This is a genomic window from Lyngbya sp. PCC 8106, from assembly GCF_000169095.1.
Classification (GTDB): Bacteria; Cyanobacteriota; Cyanobacteriia; order Cyanobacteriales; family Microcoleaceae; genus Capilliphycus.
In genome coordinates this window covers 13,916-33,538 of record NZ_AAVU01000047.1, presented here as the reverse complement: position 1 = coordinate 33,538, position 19,623 = coordinate 13,916, and the positions used below count along the sequence as shown (strand labels likewise).

Sequence of the window (19,623 nt, the reverse complement as noted above, 5' to 3'; positions counted from 1 at the left end):
GGGCTAGGGAGAGGTGGGAAGGGGGTTGGGGGGTTAGGTCATCAAATTTCGGGTCGAGAATGAAACAGCCCTGCCCTTTTTAAGGGGGGTTGGGGGGATCAATAAGTTCTAGAGATTTGGTATAAGGCATGATTTTTGTAAAATTCGGAAAAATTTGTCTTAATTTTTAACGGATTGCTTGAGTCATCCAAACTCCCAAATTGCTAACGAGTTACCCACATTTAACTGTGCATTTTTACCAAAAGTAAAGGTTTTTTCCTGCTGGAATTGCTCTTTGAGAGTGCAAACAACCTTGCGAATTCGATAACGGGGAGCAACTTTTTGGCATACTTGTACAATAAAACCCTGAGAATAATAGGTAGTAATATCTCCTACGCTAGATGATTCATAGCCAAAAGCTTGAAGGAGTAATGCTAACTCCTCCTGTTCCGATAAAGTCAATTCGAGATGAACTTCTGATATGTCATCAAATAAACAGGTTTCGGAAGTCTCAAGGTTTTTTAGATAAGCAGCACGGTTAAAGCAACCATCACTGGTAAGTTTGATGTTTTTATACTTTAAATAATCCTGATGAAATTCCATCAACCATGAAGCAAAAGCTTCTCTCTCTGCTGGGTTGATGGACAAATAATGAAACCAGGGGACTTTTCCAGCTTCGGTTTGACGAACTTGCAAATCAGAAAGTATTTCTTTAGAGCCTAATAAGGGTCTAAGCTTTTCCTGTACAATATCCATCTGTCCTGCTTGTTGACTATTAAAACCAATACCGGAAAAACCTTCCCTCAACCCTTCAGCACCGCCGGGAGGAAAAAGCTCTAGATAGGAATGTTTTCCTCTGAGATAAATTCCCGTCCAGCTTTCTGCATCAGTTTTTACAGTATCTCTGGATATTGTGCAGAATTCTTGGCTAATAAACTCTGATTTGGCAATTGAATCTAGAGTTTCTGGGTCGAGAGTAACATATAAATGGTTAAATTCTATTCCCATATTCTTACTTCTTGACAGGGATATTGGGGGAGAGGCGGTTAACATTCTTCAGATCGAATGTAGTAAAAATCAAAATTTTCTAATCGACTGTTTTCTAACTCAGGCTCTGTAACAACCACAACATTATATAAGAGACAACTTTGACTTTGGCAAAAGTCATAAATCCGATCACCTAAGCTATTAAACCTAAAATATTTAGGAATATCTTTTATAGTTTTGAAGTAAAACCATAAAACTGGCGTTACACGGGCTTTCGAGAAGCATATTTTTACCTTAAGACGATCAAGAACAATACCGATTACGGGCGTTGTAACAAGGGTGAGCCAAGCAGTCGGATCGGATTGCGCCGAGTGCAGGGTGTAGCAGTCTTCAGTGCTTGTGACCTGAATATCGGGGTTGAGGGAAACAGCGAAAGCGTGATTGCTCATGGTAGTGGATAATGGAAAACGATGATTGGGCAAGTGAGTCAATGGCAGCAGCGATCGGTAAAATTATCAGAAATGGGATCTTATTTGATGTTAAGAATTGGGAAAGTTTAATGTCAGAGCGTTATTATTTTTTTTTATGAAAAGAGAAAATCATTTTTGAATCATCGCGTTATTGCCGAGTTTAGCAACTGCTCTGATTCTGCCGACAAAAGGTAATAATTCAGCCAAAACTTCGTCTGTAGTAGAGACGAAAATTATTCAATCGTTCCCTATCTAAATCTCGCTCATTAATTCCTATCCAAGTCATCGTAATAGAGTCTTGACTTCGACAAAAGTCATATACTCTATTGCCTAAGTCGTTAAACACAAAATATTTTGGTATATCTTTTATATTTTCAAATGCGTAATATAAAACCGGCTCTACATTGGCTTTAGAAAAGCCTCCCACAAAAAAATCTGAAGCATCAAGGAGTGAAGAAACTTTTGGCGAGAATTTTTGTCGTATGTAATATCTGGTAGATTCTCCCCGATTGTTAGGTAAGCTATCTTTTTTTCTTGAACAGCTAATGTATAACTCAACCTCACTATGTCCATTCAGAAAAAAGTCAAACCCAATCATCATAGTATCTTTCAGGAGAACCTGGGCTAACTCAACCGGGTAATGACTACCGTCAATAGCAATTGCCGTTCTTACCAGTTCTTCAGAGTTTTCCCCAAGCATAATGTGTATTTTTACACTGGAATTTTCCAATTCTGGACGTAAATCCAGTCCTGTGGATATCCCCATTATTTTGCCAGAATTTATGTGTGCTGCCAGAAATTTATCCAGCGATTCACGATTAATTTCAACACCGACTCTACTTTCAATTGAATCCAAAAATTGTAAAGCTTGTGCTAATGATTGATGCCAATTATTTTCCTGATCGGAAAAAATCAAAAAACGACCCGCAAGCAATTTATCTGCTTCAATCTTACAAGATAACTCAATAACATTGCTTCCCTCTAGCTCAGTTACTAACTTTTCAAAAAGTGGTAAAGGAAAAACAGTGCTAACATCAAAAGCATCTTGATGGGCATGCATAAATTGAATACGCTGTTCTCGTAGATAGTTATACGGAACTCTGTTAGCTATAGCCATGATCGTCATTTCCCAGTTGTTGACAACTTTAATAAAAGGTATTTATTGCTTTTGATTAAGCTCAAGAGTATGGCAACTTTAGAAAAAAAGAGACGAGGTTGATTAATAAGAAAACTGATGATTAAGACAACAACTTAATTGTTTCTCAATCGTCTTTAACCTCGTCTCTAATGTATAACCTAGTGTCTAGTAGCTTCGGCAGTCCGATCTCTAATTATGATCTTGCCAAAGAGAACTAGATTCAGGATGCCAGTTTCTATCCCTAGAAAGAGCAAAATTACTCTGCATCATCGTAGGAAGGGTAGCAGGGCATGCAAACCGACGCATCCACACCATCGTAGGAAGGGTAGCAGGGCATGCAAACCGACGCATCCACACCATCGTAGGAAGGGTAGCAGGGCATGCAAGCCGACGCATCCACACCATTACCACCGAGCGCTTCTTCAGACAGTTCAGCCAAGTGGCTGGGGAGTTTACCGTTGGTGGTACGGAGTACGGGCTTGCCTTGGTGGGGCAGGATGTTTTTCTTATCCATGAGTAATTTCCTCTTTTTGTTGTTTGGTTTATTGACCCGTTGCGGTGGGTCAGTCCCCTTCCACCTTTCGGCGAAGCTTGTTAGTTGGCAATTTGAGGCGAATGATTGCCAATCAAATTCTTAAATATTTGGTGGGTGCCAATTTTCAGCTACCCAAATTCGGCGTGATGCGATCGCATATTCATTGTTAACTTTCAGTGCGGAGACAGTCGCTCGACCAACTGCTGTCAATCCCTTAATTTGTGTGCCTTCCTCTGTCCAGGCAAAATGTTCAGCCCAAACCTGTTGTCGGGGATGAAACAGGGTGACAGTCTCTCCTGTTTCGGGGTCTATTCCTTGAGTCTTTGCTCCCTTAAACTCATTGCAGCGATAGCATGAAGCCGCAAGATTAGCGCGATCGCTACTTCCGCCCAGAGAAAGAGGAATAATGTGGTCAATCACAAGTGGCATACCGATTAAACATTGTTGGGTTTGACAATATTCGCAACATTGCTGGGCTTCTGAAATCACCTGTTGGCGAATCGTGGGAGAGACCAGGGACATTAGTTAGTTGGGAGCAAGTTGTCTCAAATCGCGAATCGGCTTACCTTGCCATCGCAACATGGCACTGGCATGAGCTTTTTTGAGCATTAATTGATCCGCTGCCTGGGAGAGTTGCTGCAATTCTTGTTGCTCTGCTTCTGAGAGAGAGCTTTCCTGATTGCGTTCTAGCAGAGCGATATGGCGTTCCTGTTGAGCCGGGGGAATTTGGCTTTGGGCAATTTGCCGCAGGGCTTCAACACTTAGAGTTTGCAAGGCCAAAAGTTCTGTTCTAATTTCAGCCGGAGCCATTTCGATTGCTGGCGGTAAATTGCCGGTGATACTTTGAATCACTAGATTTGATAGAGGTTGGTTCGTCAGTTCTGCCAATCGAGACAGGCGTTCAAAGGCAGATTCAGGCAGGTCGATGGTAAGTTGCATGATGATGATATTGATTTATGTCAGTACCTACAGCGTACACATCTTAAAATGGCATCGGTGTCGGGTTCATCTGTGCCTCCGTGAGCGGTTCATCTAGCCATCCCAGTTTCACCGGGACATCATAGAGCCGACCCTCCCCAAACCGTGACCAAAAATGGCGCATCCCTGGCACTGTCACCTTGACCACATTCAGCCCAATATCCGGTCGGGTTTGATCGATTACCAAAGTTTCTAAACCCGCTTGTTGAGCAATGTTTACGCAGGTCATCACATCGGTGTAAATATCATCACTCCAACGCTTGGGGTAGTCCTGGGCTGTTTTGAGGGGTTGTGTGGTATCAGGGAGGAGATAGGGATGATCCGCCAGTTTCTCCGTTATTAACCAATCTGTTGCATCACTTTTCAGGTTCTCATCTGGGACTTTATCGAGTTCCAGGCCAATTTGGTTTACTTCTGTGACGGCGCGGAGAATAGCAATAGTCGGGTCGAGGTGCGCCCCAAAGCCGAGAATCAGTCGTTCCGAGCTTCCGGTTTTCCGATTCGACACCCCTGCAAAAGCGGGAATACCCAAGTCTGCTGTTAAATCCAGCACCCACAAATCGCGATCGTTTTCCCGGTAGAACTGCTGCAACTGGACAAAATACGGCTCGTTAAAGCTGCCCAGATCCACCGCCGGACGCCTCAAGCGGTTGTACCACCACAGCGCCACACCGTCGCGCTCCACCAGTTCCATAAACCCTTGCAGAATGGCTTCTTCCAGGGTGTTGCCTGCGGCGTTTCCGTTGGAATCACCTCTGGCGAAGCGGTGTTCTGGGGGTAAGGGATAGTGGTAGTAACACAGGGCTGTCGGCAGATACTTATGGGTCTGCTCTGTTAATGACCATACGGGCGTCCATTCAATGGCTTGACTGGCATCAAAGCGCTGCGGAATCCAATCGTGAGCCACTGTTGCCTGTTCGTTTAGGGTTTCCCGGTTAGCATATTGCCCGTCGCTAAAGCACAAACACTGCTCAGGATGAATCGCCAAGTCTCCCAGTTCTGCCAGGGTTGCCCGTTTGCGGGGTTCGTCTCCCTGAAAAATCCCGGAATAGCGTTCCACTGCCTCACACAACCCACTAGCCTTAGATTGGCTATCGGTTTTGCCTTTGCCAGAACTCTTGTGTTTCAAGGTATTCCGCAGCCCCCGCAGGCTGGTGGCGCTGCCGAAGCTATGCCCCGCCCGGTAGGTATGTACCAAGGGATTAGCTGGGTCGGTGATTCGCACCAATTCCGTCACGACTCCCGTCACCGGGCTGATCAAGTGCTGGTATTTCTGCACCGTCTGTTCGGGAGTGGTGCCCCGATGACCGCCATCCGAGGTGAACTGCTTGGGGCGCGACTCCAACTTCAGGGGTTCAAATCCTCGGTGCTGCAAAATTTTGGGATCGCCACAGGTTGGACATTGCGATCGCTTAATCAAGATATGGCTTTTCAAGTCCAAAATCGAGTGATTTAAGGTGATAATCTTGCCATCGAGGGTGGGAAAGAACACAGTACCCGGTGCAGTGGCATTGACGTGATACTTGACAATCCATTTAGCAATCTCAGTTGCCGCGAACTGTAGCCCCGTTTGCAGGGTAGAAGGCAGGGTTGCCCGTGCGGTAGGCAGGCAACCGATTACAGAACCGGACTGACCATTACGTTGCTGCTGGGCTTGTTTTTGCCGCAATACTGACGCCTCGACTTCTCGGTTGCCCCGTAGCCGATGGGCTAGACAGTCCCAACACCCCGTCTTGCCGGGAACAAACACAGGCCCCAGCCACAGCACACTGCCTACAGGTTTGACCAGTAGCCAAGTTTGCTGACTCTCTAGTGCCTGTTTATTAATCTTGGCGAGTTCGGGCTGCAAATAGTCATCGGTTAAGACGACGTTGAGCGCCGTTGGAGAACCTGCTTCCGTTGGGGTCTGCACGGAAATACCAATGTCCCGCAGAGCCGTTGTCAGGGCTGCAACCGTCACTTCACTGATGTTGCCCACAGGGGTTAGGGTTACAGGCTGCCGTAAAGCTTCCGCCGCAACCGGAGGTGCAATCCCTAACTCGCTCCAAAATGCCGCCACTTCCGAGGACAGTTCCGGGGCAGCCTCAGTCAGATAACCTTTCTCAGCGAGGCGCTCCAGTACATAGTCGATGTATTCTGGTGGGACTTCCCCATCCAGCTTTTCGACAATCTGCTCAAGGGTGTACTGCCCATTTAAGAGGGGCAAAATCTGGCAGTAAAGCTGTCCTGTCAGGGCATGGTTAGCCTGTTCGCCAAGGAGATAGACTTGCTTTGGCTCGATCACCTCGACATGAAAGTGGGGTTGAATTTGGAGCAGTGGGGTGGATTGCATAAAACGAACAGTCAGTGATTAAGTGGACGATAACAAGACCAGCAGCAGCAGCTAGGGGTTAAGCCCAGATGCGACCGCGCCGGAAGGATTTAGGGTCTTTGTCTGATTTCTTGGCTTGATCCTTGACGTATTGGCACCAGTAGGAATAATCTTGCAGCCCGGTCTGGGAAGTGGGAACGTAAGACTGCTTCGGTGGTTCAGGGGTTGTGAGGGGCAAATCGTCGGTGGTGTTCCAGGTTGCTCCTTGCAGCACACCGTGGTTCACCGAGCGAGTTTGATCTTTGGCGCTTTCGCCTGCACTATCACTGAGGGGCCAGTAAGCCACCAGACTGGGTTCTTTACCAGTGCAGCGCTGATTCATATAATCCTGGATTTCTTCGGGGGTGCGAACGCAATTCCAGACACGCACTTCGGCAATTTGCCCATTAAAAAAGAATTGCGGCGATTGTTCTGTACAGCCGGTGCCAATACGCAATGGAAAGCGGGTGTTTAGAGTCAGTGGAGCCGTAACCGGAGACCCGACCTCTTTGCCATTGACATAAAACCGCATCACTTCACCATCGTAGCTCCCTGCACAGTGCGTCCAGGCATTCAGCTTAATCGCGGGGCCTTGGTAAGTGCTCCAGCTACCGCCACTGCCAATCCAGAACTGCCATTTGTTGTTTTGGCCAGCGTAAATAATGTAACCTGCCAGGGGTCCCTCACCTCTGGACGTGATGGGCGATCGCCATGACCCTTGCCCCCCTGTAACTTTTGCCCAGCATTCAACTGTGAATTGCGGTGGGTTCAACACTTCCTGAAAGCCGACTTCAATGTAGTCTTTCTTGCCGTCAAACTGAGCAACTGACAAGGTTGATGGGTCTATAGATGGCTGTGCATTGGCAATTGGCTTAGGCATGAGGAATATCGTGAGCAGTAATTAATAAGGTGGACGGGGAGAGAGGAGAGAGGCGGAAACGGAAAGCCTGGGACGGGGGACAGGGATAAGGTTAAGCCCAGATGCGTCCCCGGCGGAAGGGCTTACCATCGCTCTTGGATTTTTTCGCCTGTTCCCGGACATAGCTCCACCAATAGGAATAATCTTGCAGCCCAGTTTGGGAAGTGGGAACGTAGGACTTCTTAGGGGCTTCCGGTTCTGGAGTAGTAGCCTTCTTTTTCGCCATAGTCTTGTTGTCCTTGGGTGTTTCTGGTTGTTGAGGAGCCACAACCCCTTCTAGTTTGAGGTAGTCGATCCAATGACCCCCATCTCCCACCCCACCCGCAGTAGTCAGGGTGAAGGTATGTTGTCCGGCATCCAGGGCTGGTAAAGGGGTTTGTGTTTGCGATCGCTTGCCTTCTCCCACCCCAACCCATTCGGTCACTCGTTCGCCATCCATCCAGAGGGTGTCCGTTTCCGATCCCAAAAAGTCATAAAAGAGGGTGAGTTCTCCGGCGCTGTAGCTCTGGGCAAGGGTAAACTGAATATTCAGTTTATCGGTAGCAAAAAGTTGCTTTTTCCCACGTTTTGGCTTGGCCTTGCGACCAGGAACAACAAGCAACGATGGCATCTGGGGCTGGTTAATAGGGTCATCATCCGAGCCCACCACGTAGGTGAATTCGGCTTTCCAGCCATCCACTTGCACAAACTCCTGACCCCCTTTACCCGGTTGACCAATTTGCCATAGGGTTTTAGTGTCTTGAGTCATGGTAATTATCGGTTAGTTAAAAGAATCGTCCCATACCTCCAAAGCCTCCCCAGCCCGAGCTGGCACTAGATGCACTAGAGTGCATCACTTGGTTGAAACTACGGTTGGCATAGGCTGGAGGATCGTTATAGTTAGCGGCATGGAGCAGATCCATCCGAATATGCACCAAATCTTCGGGACGACCATTTTCGAGATCCACGCACAGTGCGGGCTGGACAAAATGGGGACGTTTAATCGGGGGAGATAATAGAGGAAGTCGCATAGTTTAGGATTCTCCCTATGGAGAGTATTAATCAACTGAACACATCTGCATCTCCTAGTGAGAGTGGGGTCTAATATTGCACTCTCACTAAAATTGTGCGGCTCCTTAGTAGGGAGAAGACCAAGAACGAACTTCGCCAAGGGTGACAGGAATTAGGTCACTTACATCAATGGTAAAGCGGTAAATCTTCTTGGCACGGCGGCTGTTTTCCGGGTCGAAGAACTTCAGCTTCACATCCCAACAGTCGCTATCCATACGACAGAAGGGGCTTTTCTCAACGGTCACGCTATCGAGTTCCATGCCAACGGCTACCGCTTGGCTGAAAGTTTGGGCGGCTTGGAAGGCGTTGGTAACGGAGAAGTTGAGGGCGCGGTCTTGGGAAGTGGTTCCCAAGTTGCGGAGGTCGTAGTAGATGCGGTTGAGGAAGCCATCCAAGGTTTTGCGGATCGTTTCTTCGTCAGCAGCGCCATCTTCTGCTTGTACCGCGTCCATCGCTGCGCTGACCAGGTTGTTAACTTTCCAACCGTAGAGACCACGGGTGCTTTGGGGTTCAATCACCGGGATAACTTGACCGGAGAATAGTTTGACCTTACGTCCAGTTAAAATACCGGGGATACTCACCCGTTCAACGTATTCGGTATCGTTTTCCGGTTGGATTTGACTCGCCAGGAGTTCTTGAAGGGCGCGGTATGCTTCTGCGGCGAAGGGGCCTGTAGGATCGATCGCATAGACCGGAGTCAGTTCAATGTTAAGCGTCCAAATTAGCGATCGCGATTCCGAGATGTTTTCCCCTAGATAGTCCACCATCTGACGGGCGTCGTAGGGGTTGGCGGGAACCATGACTCCTCCACCTAAATCAAAGGGGGGCATGAGTTGTTTAAAGGAGTCCCGACGTGCTTCTGTTCCGAAGTCGTAGCCGAGGGTTCCTAGAGCATAGACAAGCTGACCCATGTCGGCAAGTTCGCTGGGGGCTTGGCTGGCAGTGACGGAATTAGCAGTAAAGTTGGGGTTGGGCATCATGGGTTGTTGAGTTACAGGGGTGGGTAATGATTGAATCAAGTCTTGCAAGTTAGGACTGTTGCTCGGAACAGCCCCAGCCGCTGGACTGGCTGCTGCAACTGAGCCTTGAGCGGGTTGCTCTTGCTGGGCGGCTGTGGCTTCACCTACGTTGGTTAGACCGCCATCACAACCGCAACCTGCGGCTTGTACTTCTGATACCTCGACAGATGGAAATTCCTCAGCCATTTTTCCTCCTTTTAGTAACGTTATGGCTCCAGAGACGTTCAGTTTGCCTGCCAGACACCGCCGGGTTTCTTCTGGCAAGTCAGGGTCACAGGGTAAGGCACTCTGCAACAAGATTTGACGAATTTTTTGGGGGTCGGGGGTTTCTCCTTGCTCCCGTTGAAGACTGAGTAACACGGCTGCTACACCGGAGACAATCGGCGTGGCGAGGCTTGTCCCACTCAGGCGGTGGGTGCCACCACCCGGTTTCGCCCCCAGGATGTCTTTGCCAGGGGCAAGGATTCCTTGGTTTTTGTAGGTTTCGCCCCAGTTGCTAAAGTCGAGGGGTTTGCCATTCCCATCCATCGCCCCGACCGCTAGCACAGATGGCAAGGCTGCCGGTACGTGTAAGCAATCGCAACCATTATTCCCCGCCGCAGCGACCAGCAAGACGTTATTTTGTCTGCACAGACGAACGGCATTCTCTAGCCAGCCATCGGCTTCCCCAAAGTCAGTCAGTTGACCTCCACTGAGGTTGATCACGTGGGCTCCAGCATTGACGGCTTGCTCGATTCCCCGAGCCAAATCTAACTGGGAAGTCTTGCGGCGGTCATCGGCAAAGATCGGCACGATTATCCCCTTGCAATGGGGAGCGATTCCCTCCACTGGGCTGCCCGGTTGCCCAAAGATAATGCTGGCAACGTGGGTTCCGTGCATGGACATATTGCCATCAGCCTTGGCCTGATCTTGAACCAAGGTGGGAAGATAGGTTAAATCTGCGCCTTGGAAGCAAGGATGAGTTTGGTCAACAGGACCATCCAAAACAGCCACACAAATACTACTATCTCCTTGGGAGATGGTACTTAATTTCTCTAGCATTTAAACGTATTTATTCCAAATACTAATCAGCATAGAGTCGTTCTTTTACATAAGGTTGATAGCTGCGTTTTTACCTTCAATGTAAGCGAATAAAACGCAGGCGAATTTAAGTCTAATCTTGAAAATCAGACTATCATAACAGTGTCTTGAAAAAAGGCATTAGTTTGATTTATGCACAATCGTATGTTGGCTAGATGCTCCAACAGACGGTTCCTTGAAATGACTGGTTTGTTAAATTGGCTAGTGGAAGAGCGTTTAGCTCAATGCCAACTCACTAAACATATCTAAGCATAGTCAAAGCAGAGATGTCAATCTTGATACAATAGTCAACTAAAATAGGGCCATAATTGGTTGGACAAAAGGGAAATGGACTGACGACTTTTCCATATTTGGCCAAGTAAAATAGGGCCATAATTGGTTGGACAAAAGGGAAATGGACTGACGACTTTTCCATTCCCCTACACTCAAATCAAACCAATCAAACACTGCGGTTCAAACGATTTGCTGATTAGGAATCATTGCTATTTCTGTTATCAAACCTTGGGAAAGACGAAAAATTTTTTAATCTTAACTCAAATTCCGAAATTTTCGATAAAATCAAAGTGCAAATGGGTTGAGGGAAAAGAGAGTTAGATGTCTAAAAATCAAGATGAGTTCGTGCGGTATCAGATTCGAGTTCCCAAAGAAGTCTATCAACAAATAGAAGCGATCGCAACCGCCAAGGGAGCGAAACTTCATCCCCGAACTAAACGACCTCAACTCTCTGAAACAATTATAGAATTATTGCAACTTGCACTCAAACACTCAAACTCAACAGACGATCATCAATCTTCCTCACAAAAATCTCCCGACTTAGAGTTAATTGAAAACTCGCTAATCGCAATTAAAACCCAACAATTGAATACCCTTCTTGAAGCCCAAAAACAAACTCAAGCCGAACTCAATCGTCTTTATACACTTTATCATCAACTCTGCGATCGCCTACCCATTCAAGAACCATTACAAAAAACCTGGTATTCTAATGAATCTCCTCAACAAATACGTCCTTTAGAATCCTATTGTGAAGGCCCTTGGATGGTCAATCGTCAATGGTTAAATCTCAATGGTCGCTTTAATGAAGAAGCATTTAACGAGTGGAATAATGGAGAAATTCGTCAAGATCAACCTGTGAAATAGGCTGATACACAGGAAACAAAACGTTAACGAGAAAGGTAGATGGCAAGTTCTACTTTGACCATCGACACCTACCAAAATCCGGCAGATTGGAAGGCTCTAAAGTTAATAACAACGGTAATTAGGAACGAATCAAGGATTGGGATGGTTCTTTGGGAAATGTAGAATCTCAAAGCAGTCATCCGCGTAAGAAACCGCCCAATCTAGGGATGTAGGAATAAGCCAACGCCCATCTGTAATGGATGAGGATATGCTGACAGCCTACCTGCTATATGGGAAATACGTTCTCAAGTAAGAGTAAATATGTCCAATACGGAGATAACATCACAAGTGGAATGGAAGACAATGGACTGGCGAAAAGCCGAATTTGCTGTCTTCAAGCTCCAAAAGAGAATCTATCGAGCCTGATTGAGTGGGGATAGGAAACTTGTCCACAAACTCCAAAAGATGTTGGTGAACTCCTGGTATGCCAAGCTCCTAGCAGTAAGGCGGGTAACTCAGGATAATAAAGGGAAGAAAACTGCTGGAATAGATGGAATTAAATCTGTCTGTCCAACAGATAGAGTTAAACTAACCCAAAACCTGAAAATAGACGGTCTATCAAAACCAACTCGAAGGGTCTGGATACCCAAACCTGGAAAGAATGAAATGCGACCTCTAGGCATCCCGACAATGCAAGGTAGAGCTAAACAAACACTTCTCAAACAGGCACTAGAACCTGAATGGGAAGCAATATTTGAACCCAATTCCTATGGATTCAGACCAGGACGCTCCTGCCATGATGCAATTCGAGCCATATTCGATAGCATCAAGTACAAACCAAAGTATGTGCTAGATGCAGATATAGCCAAATGCTTTGACAAAATAGACCACGAGGCACTGATCAAAAAACTAAATACCTTTCCCTCCTTTACACGTCAAATAAGAGCGTGGCTCAAAAGCGGGGTGATAGACTTCAGCCAATGGGCAGAAAGGAAAGGATACTCCATGACAGAGGAAGGAACACCGCAGGGTGGCGTAATTTCACCCTTGTTGGCAAATATAGCCTTACACGGCATGGAAACAGCCATTCGGGAGAAATACCCTTAAAGAACGAACGGAAGAATACAAAAAGCCAAAAGCAAGTATGGTAGGAAAGATATTTCTACACCAATCTTGATAAGATATGCAGACGACTTCGTTATTCTTTGCGACGAATTAAACATTGTTGAAGAATGTCAAACAATAATATCCGAATGGTTAGAGAAACTGGGATTAGAACTAAAACCCAGCAAGACTAGAATGTGCCACACCCTAAACGAATTAGAGAAAGAAAAAGCCGGATTTAATTTCCTCGGCTTAGAAATTCAACAATTCAAAGTGGGAAAACATCAGAGCATAGAAAACGCAGGAGTAAAACTAGAACACACAACCATCATCAGACCATCAAAAGAAAGTCTAACCAGACATTACAGAAAGCTGGCAGATTGGTGTCGGAAAATGATGGCAGTCTCACAAAAGGAACTAATAGGCAGACTCAACCCAATAATTAGAGGGTGGTGTAACTATCACAGTCCTTGGAACTCAAAGGAAGTCTTCAGCAAACTTGATTACCTAATCTGGAATCGACTCTGGAGATGGGCAAAACGTCGCCATCCCAACAAAGGAAAGAAATGGATTGCTAGGAAATACTGGCGAACCATAAACAATAATAACTGGACTTTCTCAACCTTAAGAGAAGGTAAAAATCCTCTAACACTACTAAGACACTCAGAAGTACCTACTGGAACAAAATGGGTCAAAGTAAAAGGGGAAAGAAGTCCTTATGACGGCGACGAAATCTATTGGGGAAAACGTCTGGGGGATAAATATCAAACCCTAGACGCGCAAAAATCCCGATTGCTTAAGAAACAAAAGGGTAAATGCGCTGATTGTGGACAAACATTTAAACCAGAGGATAACTTAGAGAAACACCACCTCAAAGCAAAAGCAAAAGGTGGAAACAACTCAGACAAGAATCTTATTCTGGTACATTTACATTGCCATGACCAAATACACGGCAATCTAAACCCATGATATGTCTGGACGGTACAAGCAAAGGTACTAGCCATGTACTGAGGAGCGGAGTGAAAGGAAACTTTCACGCTCCGTTCTGGAGGGAAGTAGGAGAAAGTAATTTCTCCTACTCACCTAACAAGTGTGCGATTAATTATTGTTCATTGCAACAAGAATACATCATCTCAGCAGATGCTCCTTACCCCAACTACAACGTACAAGCTGCGAACTTAACAAAAGCAAAAAAAACTAACCCGGAAATCAAGAAAGTGAATGCTCAAGTTTTACAACAAGTTTTGAAAACTTTAGAAAGAGCATTTAACAGCATGAAAGAAAAGGGTTACGGTTTTCCTCGTTTTAAAAACAAGTATCGAATGCGGTCGTTTGTCTTCCCTCAGTTCAAGACAAATCCAATCTCTAATGACTGGATAAAACTACCTCAGATTGGATTAGTTCGGATGAGATTATCTCGCCCAATCCCAGAGGGATTTAAGCTCAAGCAGGTGCGGGTAGTTAGACGAGCAAGTGGGTATTTTGCGATGCTGTCATTGCAGAGCAATGTAAATATCCCAGACACTCCGGCTTCGGGGTATCCACTCGGGATTGATATTGGACTCGATAAGTTTTTGGCAACTTCTGATGGTGAATTGATTGAACGTCCAAAGTTCTTGGCTCAACTACATGGCGAGCTGAAATTGCTGCAACGTAGATTCAAGTCAAAAAAACCAGGTTCAGTCAATCGACATAAACTCAATCAGAAGTCTTCAAGAATTCATCAAAAAATCTCGGACACTCGAAAAGATTTTCACGCTCTCACTAGCCCATCATTTGTGTGACCAAGCTGGAATGATATTTGTTGAAGACTTAGATTTTAGAACTTGGGCGAAAGGGATGTTGGGTAAACATACTCTTGACGCGGGATTCGGTCAATTCTTCAATATTTTAACTTGGGTCTGTTGGAAACGAGGGGTTTATTTTGGCAAAGTTGACCACAGATATACCAGTCAAATTTGCCCAAATTGTGGGACGCATACAGGCAAATTTGATTTGTCAGAGCGTATCCACAAATGCCCTGAATGCAATTACGAATGTAATCGTGATGTTGCGGCAGCAAAAGTCATTTGTCAACGGGGGATTGCTGCGGTCGGGCAGATCGTGGTTCAAGAAATTGACTGTGGAGATGGTCTGACGGGGACTGGTAAAGGTCTAGTTAAGAATCAAAGATGCAGTAAATCCAAATAGCGATGTTTGGGAATCCCTCTCTATAATCTCTGATTTAGAGAGGGAGGATGTCAATGCCCTATTTTAGCTTCACAGCGAGAAGCCCCACACCTGACACTGCGTTTCAGTGTGGGATGAATCGCCCTTGAGGTTGTTAATTCTCCAGATTGAGTTATAATAAATTGCATTCGCTCTAATTTGCATAATGAGAAACGTAGCAAAAGTCAGACTATATCCAACAGATGAACAGAAACAAGCTCTTACAAAAGCTTTTGGTTCTGTCCGATGGGTGTGGAATTACTGCCTGGAGCTGAACAACCAAGCCTATAAAGAAACAGGCAAGGGAATCTCAGGAATGCAACTGAAGAAACAGTTACCAATTCTAAAAAAGAAAGAAGAAACAGCCTGGCTAAAGGAAACCTATTCACAATGCTTACAGCAGTCTGTTTTAAATCTTTCCAGAGCTTTTGTTAACTTCTTTGAAGGTCGAGCCAAGTTCCCTCGATTTAAGAGCCGCCATGAAAAGCAATCGATCCAGTATCCTCAGAACGTCAAGATTGTTGACAGTCATTTAAGTTTTCCTGTTATTGGCAAAATCAAAGCCAATATTCACCGAAAATTTGATGGCAATATCAAAACAGTCACAATAACAAAGACAAGAACGGAGAAGTATTACGCTTCAATTTTATTTGAGAACGAAGAAGCTGAACCGCAGACTTCTGAAGAAGGAAAAGCGATAGGATTAGACCTGGGACTCACCCACTTTTTGATTACAAGCGAGGGGTCTAAATACGAAAATCCTCGGCACTTTAAAAAACATGAACGTAATTTAAAGCGAAAGCAGCAGAAATTATCTCGCAAGCAAAAAGGTTCCAATTCCCGGAATAAAGCCAGGAAATTGGTAGCAAGAGCGCACGAGAAAATCTTCTTTGCGAGGCAAGACTTCCTGCATAAACTGTCTCGCAAAATTGTGAACGAGAATCAAGTCATAATTGCTGAAAATCTCAACGTAAAGGGCATGGTGAGCCAGCGCGTTGGGCGGGGAACCCGACTTGAAGCGACTGGCTCACCCGCAAGGGTACGCAACCACAATCTAGCCAAGGCAATCAGCGACTGTGGTTGGGGAAGGTTCTTAAACTTTGTTGATTACAAATCAAAAAAGGACGGAAAAACCTATCTGGAAATAGATCGGTTTTTTCCGTCCTCAAAGACTTGTAATGTTTGTCTGAATGTTGTTCAAAGTCTGCCACTCGATGTTCGTCACTGGGAGTGCAATCATTGTCACACCCAACATGATCGTGATATCAACGCGGCTCTCAATATCAGAGATGAGGGATTGAGAGTTATCGCGGCAGACCCAGATCGACAATTCCTCGCCCCTGGGACGGGGGTGACTGCCAGTGGAGAAAGTGTAAGACCAACCAAAGGACGAAAGTCCTCTGTGCGGCAACTTCCGATCAATGATCAATCTAATGATGCTTCGACCAAGGTTGATCAAGAAGCTGGAAGCCTACGCTAGAAAGCGAAGCGTCTGCGTAGGTAGTTCACTTGAAACATTCCACTATAACCAGCAGAACGCTTATGGACATTATATGGACATTATATGGACATTATATAGGTAAACCTTTGTTGACACTCCCACGCCGTAAACGGCGGGGATTCTTGGTTCAGCGAGTCCACTTAATACAAATAGGGCGACCTATCTATACCAGAGATGGACTCTCCTCAAGCGTTTTGCTCCATTTCATCAGCCTGTTTGGGTATGCCCTACCCTACAGTTCAAAACCTAAAATCTTGGTTTCTCTGTACTTGTTGCGTTGCGCGCTAATAAGCGTACAAGCTTTCCTATACGGAACCCCATAACTTCAGTGCGTCAAGGTGCGCTGCCTTTTCGGCGACTGGGTTTTTAGTGTGGTTGATTACCCTTTCCACAAAAGAAAGTTTAGCAGAAAGCCGTCAATCACGGACGGGGCTTGTATCCCAATTTTTTCGGTCAATCAGCATTTTGAAACCTTAGAGGAGATCAGTAGGTATAGCGCAACGCGGGCGGGAACAGGGAACGCCGGAACAGGGAACAGAAGAGAGAAATGCCTATAGTGCAAGGCTTTGAGCAATTTCTTACAATGGCGATATGTAAATAGACGACTCGCGACTTGCTATAGTCGTGAGTGAACTACCCAAAGCCGTCTTTGACTGAGCTTTGGGCTTCCTTTCCAACAGACAGCGAAACCGTAGATTTCTTGCGTCCTCTACTATCTCGACTTACACCTGGACAAAAGGCGATCTCCCCCGTCCCAGAGGATAAAATACGCAGTCCTTCGTCTCTGATAATTAAAGTCAGCGGCTCCCTCGCGAGAGCCGCTGCTCTCCAGAACGGAACGTGACAATTTCTCGTCCCAAGCGCTCCTCAGAAAAACGGCTGTTGTCATGACTCACGTCACCAGCATATCTTGCTCCCATCTGTAATTTTCTGGGATTTTGATTTGACTAATTGAACCTTTATTCAAGCTACCATCTATTCTGGTTTTTTCGTCGTGGCAATGTCGGTGGAGTAATTGATAATTATTGTATTCATTCCTTCCGCCTTTCGACTTGGGAATGATGTGGTCTAATTCAATTAAGTCTCCATCTTTGAATGACAGTCCGCATTTCGGGCATTTCCCGTTCTGCTTTTTAAGCAATGATGCCGTTCGCTTTAACATCTCCGGGTGTTTACCCATTCTTGAACTCCAATAGATTGTGTCACCATTGTAGGGGCTGGCATCGTCTTTAACTTTAACGTGGCGAGTGATTTTTGTCTCGCTATGTTTTAGTAGCCGCAATGGGTTTTTACCTTTAGGGCTAATTGCGAAAGTCCAGTTATCCCCTCCGATTGTTTGAAAGTATTTGAGATATACCCATTTCTTCCCTTTGTTTCGGTGACGTTTGATACCCCATTTGATGAGTTTCCAGACCGTTAAATGCCAGATTCGTTCAAAGATTTTCTGGCTTACTACTGTAGAGAAATAATTGCACCATCCTCTGATAATTGGGTTCAGATTTTTAATTAAAGTTGTCTGAGATAACCCCTTATGTTTATCAATGATTTCTGCTACTTTTTTGTAGTGTTTCTTTTGGCTGTCTTTGTTTGGGGTAATTATGGTTTTAAAACCTAATAATTTCCCATTAACCCGTCCAGAGGTGTACTTACCTGTTGGGTATTGTCTGACGTTGAATCCAAGAAAATCAAAGCCAGGTTTCTCCTCTAGATGTTCCTCTAAAGTGTGGGCTAGTCGGGTTTTGCTAGGTTTGAGTTCTAAGCCCATGCCTTTTAACCAATCTGATATTAGTTCCTGACATCTTTTAACAATGGTTAAATCTTCGTGTAAAATCACGAAGTCGTCGGCATAACGCACAAAATTCACTGATTTTCGTTTATCCCTTTTGCCTAATTGTGTGCCGTCAGGACGTTTCATGTCGAATGTATCAGCTAGTTCTTTAATGGCGTTTTCCATTCCATGTAAGGCTATATTTGCCAGTAACGGGGAAATGACCCCGCCCTGCGGTGTGCCTTCGGATGTCGGAAATAATCGTTTGCCGTCCATCACTCCCGCTTTTAACCATGCACGAACTTGTCGGCGTATGGTGGGGAATGTATTCAATTTTTTGAGCAGGGCTTCATGGTTGATGCGGTCGAAGCATTTGGCAATGTCAGCATCAAGCACATATTTGGCTTTTTTGTTAATTGCTGGATATATTGCTCCAATTGCATCGTGGCATGAGCGTCCCGGACGGAAGCCATAAGAGTTTGGCTCAAATCGCGCTTCCCATTCAGGCTCTAAAGCCATTTTGACAAGTGCTTGCAATGCGCGGTCATACATGGTCGGTATTCCCAAAGGTCGTTTTTCGTCTTTTCCGGGTTTGTCTATCCAAACTCTCCGGGTTGGTCTGACCTTTGAACTCAGCTTAAATTTATTGACAAGTTTCATCCGTGCTACTGGGGATAGAGATTTCACCCCATCCACTCAGAAGCGTCTTTTTACCTGTATTTTCCTGAGTTACTCGACGCACCGCTAGACATTTTGCTGTCCAGGATTTGATGAGTGTTTTCTGGAGTCGTCGAACTGTCAGTACATCATCACGACGTGACGCTTTGTAGATGCGATGAGTGTAACTTGAAAACTCGTTTTTCTGCGTTTTTCCAGTCAATCTGATTCCATTGCTGGATGGGATTGACTTTCTTTGCATTGTTTTCGATTTTGCATCCCACAGTATTCTTTGATGAATCTGTTTTAGGCATATTTGTTACTACTTGTACCTCTACATTCCGTTAATCCGTGAGTCCGTCTGCATATCCATAACCATTACGGCCCGGCATTCGCTTCTGACCCAATCTCTCCCGACCTGCAACCTACAATATGTAGAGTTTTGCGTCTTAGCTGACTACTCAACCGGCTCGACCTGGGTTGAGAGTATGCAGGTAGGTTAATTCGTTCCTCATAATATGCAGGTTTGTCACGTTAGGATGGTACTTTTCACCGAGTTTAAGGGTGGTACAGATAAGTCGATAGAAATCCTCTTATCACCCTGACCTTGCCCTTTTGGGACTTCCAGTGTGTTAGCCTTTCCACTGGTTCGCAGTAACGATGATTCACACGTACCTTCACTTGCGTTATCCATAGTGACTTGCTGACGGGATACCAAATTAGGCTATCAGTATCTTTCCGCTTTGATTCCCGCTTCAGGGGTT

19 protein-coding genes and 1 pseudogene are annotated in these 19,623 nt (G+C 45.5%); 7 read left to right on the top strand and 13 right to left on the bottom strand.

Features of this window, described 5'->3' with window-relative positions:
- Nucleotides 1-183: 183 nt before the first annotated feature.
- Both L8106_RS24175 and L8106_RS32550 read right to left on the bottom strand, forming a co-directional pair.
- The gene (locus L8106_RS24175; RefSeq protein ID WP_009787127.1) at nt 184-987 is read right to left on the bottom strand and encodes a DUF5829 family protein; all 804 of its coding nucleotides are present in this window, start codon (nt 985-987) and stop codon (nt 184-186) included.
- A 38-nt stretch (nt 988-1,025) separates the two neighbouring features.
- Entirely contained in the window at nt 1,026-1,415 is a 390-nt protein-coding gene (locus L8106_RS32550; RefSeq protein WP_156803814.1) for a DUF5838 family protein, read from the bottom strand.
- A gap of 11 nt (nt 1,416-1,426) precedes the next feature.
- Between L8106_RS32550 and L8106_RS34285 the strand changes: the two genes are divergently transcribed.
- Nucleotides 1,427-1,555, top strand: coding sequence for a hypothetical protein (locus L8106_RS34285; protein ID WP_009787126.1), 129 nt, complete (start codon nt 1,427-1,429; stop codon nt 1,553-1,555).
- An 80-nt stretch (nt 1,556-1,635) separates the two neighbouring features.
- Here the strand turns inward: L8106_RS34285 and L8106_RS24170 are convergent, their stop codons facing one another.
- From L8106_RS24170 to L8106_RS24135, 9 genes are all read right to left on the bottom strand, one after another.
- Nucleotides 1,636-2,553: a LynF/TruF/PatF family peptide O-prenyltransferase gene (locus tag L8106_RS24170; RefSeq protein WP_009787125.1), complete on the bottom strand. Its 918-nt coding sequence runs from the start codon at nt 2,551-2,553 to the stop codon at nt 1,636-1,638.
- 277 nt (nt 2,554-2,830) lie between these two features.
- Nucleotides 2,831-3,088 (bottom strand): DUF5837 family cyanobactin class RiPP, encoded by a 258-nt coding sequence (locus L8106_RS34280; protein WP_071941443.1) that lies wholly within the window; start codon nt 3,086-3,088, stop codon nt 2,831-2,833.
- A gap of 120 nt (nt 3,089-3,208) precedes the next feature.
- Entirely contained in the window at nt 3,209-3,631 is a 423-nt protein-coding gene (locus L8106_RS24165) for an HNH endonuclease (RefSeq protein ID WP_009787123.1), read from the bottom strand.
- Between the two features lie 3 nt (nt 3,632-3,634).
- Entirely contained in the window at nt 3,635-4,048 is a 414-nt protein-coding gene (locus L8106_RS24160) for a hypothetical protein (protein WP_009787122.1), read from the bottom strand.
- A gap of 43 nt (nt 4,049-4,091) precedes the next feature.
- Complete coding sequence (locus L8106_RS24155) at nt 4,092-6,419, bottom strand: TOMM precursor leader peptide-binding protein (protein ID WP_009787121.1); 2,328 nt, start codon at nt 6,417-6,419, stop codon at nt 4,092-4,094.
- 58 nt (nt 6,420-6,477) lie between these two features.
- Nucleotides 6,478-7,317 carry a LamG-like jellyroll fold domain-containing protein gene (locus L8106_RS31780; RefSeq protein ID WP_009787120.1) on the bottom strand — a complete coding sequence of 280 codons (840 nt, stop codon included), beginning with the start codon at nt 7,315-7,317 and terminating at the stop codon, nt 6,478-6,480.
- A gap of 91 nt (nt 7,318-7,408) precedes the next feature.
- Nucleotides 7,409-8,104: a cyanobactin biosynthesis PatC/TenC/TruC family protein gene (locus L8106_RS33210; RefSeq protein WP_009787119.1), complete on the bottom strand. Its 696-nt coding sequence runs from the start codon at nt 8,102-8,104 to the stop codon at nt 7,409-7,411.
- Nucleotides 8,105-8,120: 16 nt separating this feature from the next.
- Nucleotides 8,121-8,366 carry a cyanobactin biosynthesis system PatB/AcyB/McaB family protein gene (locus L8106_RS24140; protein ID WP_009787118.1) on the bottom strand — a complete coding sequence of 82 codons (246 nt, stop codon included), beginning with the start codon at nt 8,364-8,366 and terminating at the stop codon, nt 8,121-8,123.
- Nucleotides 8,367-8,471: 105 nt separating this feature from the next.
- Nucleotides 8,472-10,466 carry a PatA/PatG family cyanobactin maturation protease gene (locus L8106_RS24135; protein ID WP_009787117.1) on the bottom strand — a complete coding sequence of 665 codons (1,995 nt, stop codon included), beginning with the start codon at nt 10,464-10,466 and terminating at the stop codon, nt 8,472-8,474.
- 633 nt (nt 10,467-11,099) lie between these two features.
- Between L8106_RS24135 and L8106_RS24130 the strand changes: the two genes are divergently transcribed.
- The 6 genes and pseudogenes from L8106_RS24130 to L8106_RS24110 all read left to right on the top strand — a co-directional run bounded on the left by L8106_RS24130 (nt 11,100) and on the right by L8106_RS24110 (nt 16,413).
- Nucleotides 11,100-11,642, top strand: a complete 543-nt coding sequence (locus tag L8106_RS24130; RefSeq protein WP_009787116.1) for a hypothetical protein — start codon at nt 11,100-11,102, stop codon at nt 11,640-11,642.
- Nucleotides 11,643-12,086: 444 nt separating this feature from the next.
- Nucleotides 12,087-12,926, top strand: a pseudogene (locus tag L8106_RS34635) (reverse transcriptase domain-containing protein); the annotation flags it as partial.
- A complete protein-coding gene (locus tag L8106_RS34630; RefSeq protein WP_369749559.1) occupies nt 12,921-13,694 on the top strand; it encodes a group II intron maturase-specific domain-containing protein in 774 nt (257 codons plus the stop codon). The pseudogene L8106_RS34635 and the gene L8106_RS34630, both read left to right, overlap by 6 nt.
- Nucleotides 13,695-13,744: 50 nt before the next feature.
- Nucleotides 13,745-14,509: an RNA-guided endonuclease InsQ/TnpB family protein gene (locus tag L8106_RS34625; RefSeq protein ID WP_369749543.1), complete on the top strand. Its 765-nt coding sequence runs from the start codon at nt 13,745-13,747 to the stop codon at nt 14,507-14,509.
- A gap of 10 nt (nt 14,510-14,519) precedes the next feature.
- The gene (locus tag L8106_RS34620; RefSeq protein WP_009787112.1) at nt 14,520-14,915 is read left to right on the top strand and encodes a zinc ribbon domain-containing protein; all 396 of its coding nucleotides are present in this window, start codon (nt 14,520-14,522) and stop codon (nt 14,913-14,915) included.
- Between the two features lie 184 nt (nt 14,916-15,099).
- Nucleotides 15,100-16,413, top strand: a complete 1,314-nt coding sequence (locus tag L8106_RS24110; protein WP_009786370.1) for an RNA-guided endonuclease TnpB family protein — start codon at nt 15,100-15,102, stop codon at nt 16,411-16,413.
- A 913-nt stretch (nt 16,414-17,326) separates the two neighbouring features.
- Here the strand turns inward: L8106_RS24110 and ltrA are convergent.
- Nucleotides 17,327-18,862 carry a group II intron reverse transcriptase/maturase gene (gene ltrA / locus L8106_RS24105; RefSeq protein WP_009787111.1) on the bottom strand — a complete coding sequence of 512 codons (1,536 nt, stop codon included), beginning with the start codon at nt 18,860-18,862 and terminating at the stop codon, nt 17,327-17,329.
- Nucleotides 18,846-19,082: a reverse transcriptase N-terminal domain-containing protein gene (locus L8106_RS34615; RefSeq protein ID WP_369749541.1), complete on the bottom strand. Its 237-nt coding sequence runs from the start codon at nt 19,080-19,082 to the stop codon at nt 18,846-18,848. The genes ltrA and L8106_RS34615 overlap by 17 nt, the downstream gene beginning before the upstream one ends.
- Nucleotides 19,083-19,623: the final 541 nt, after the last annotated feature.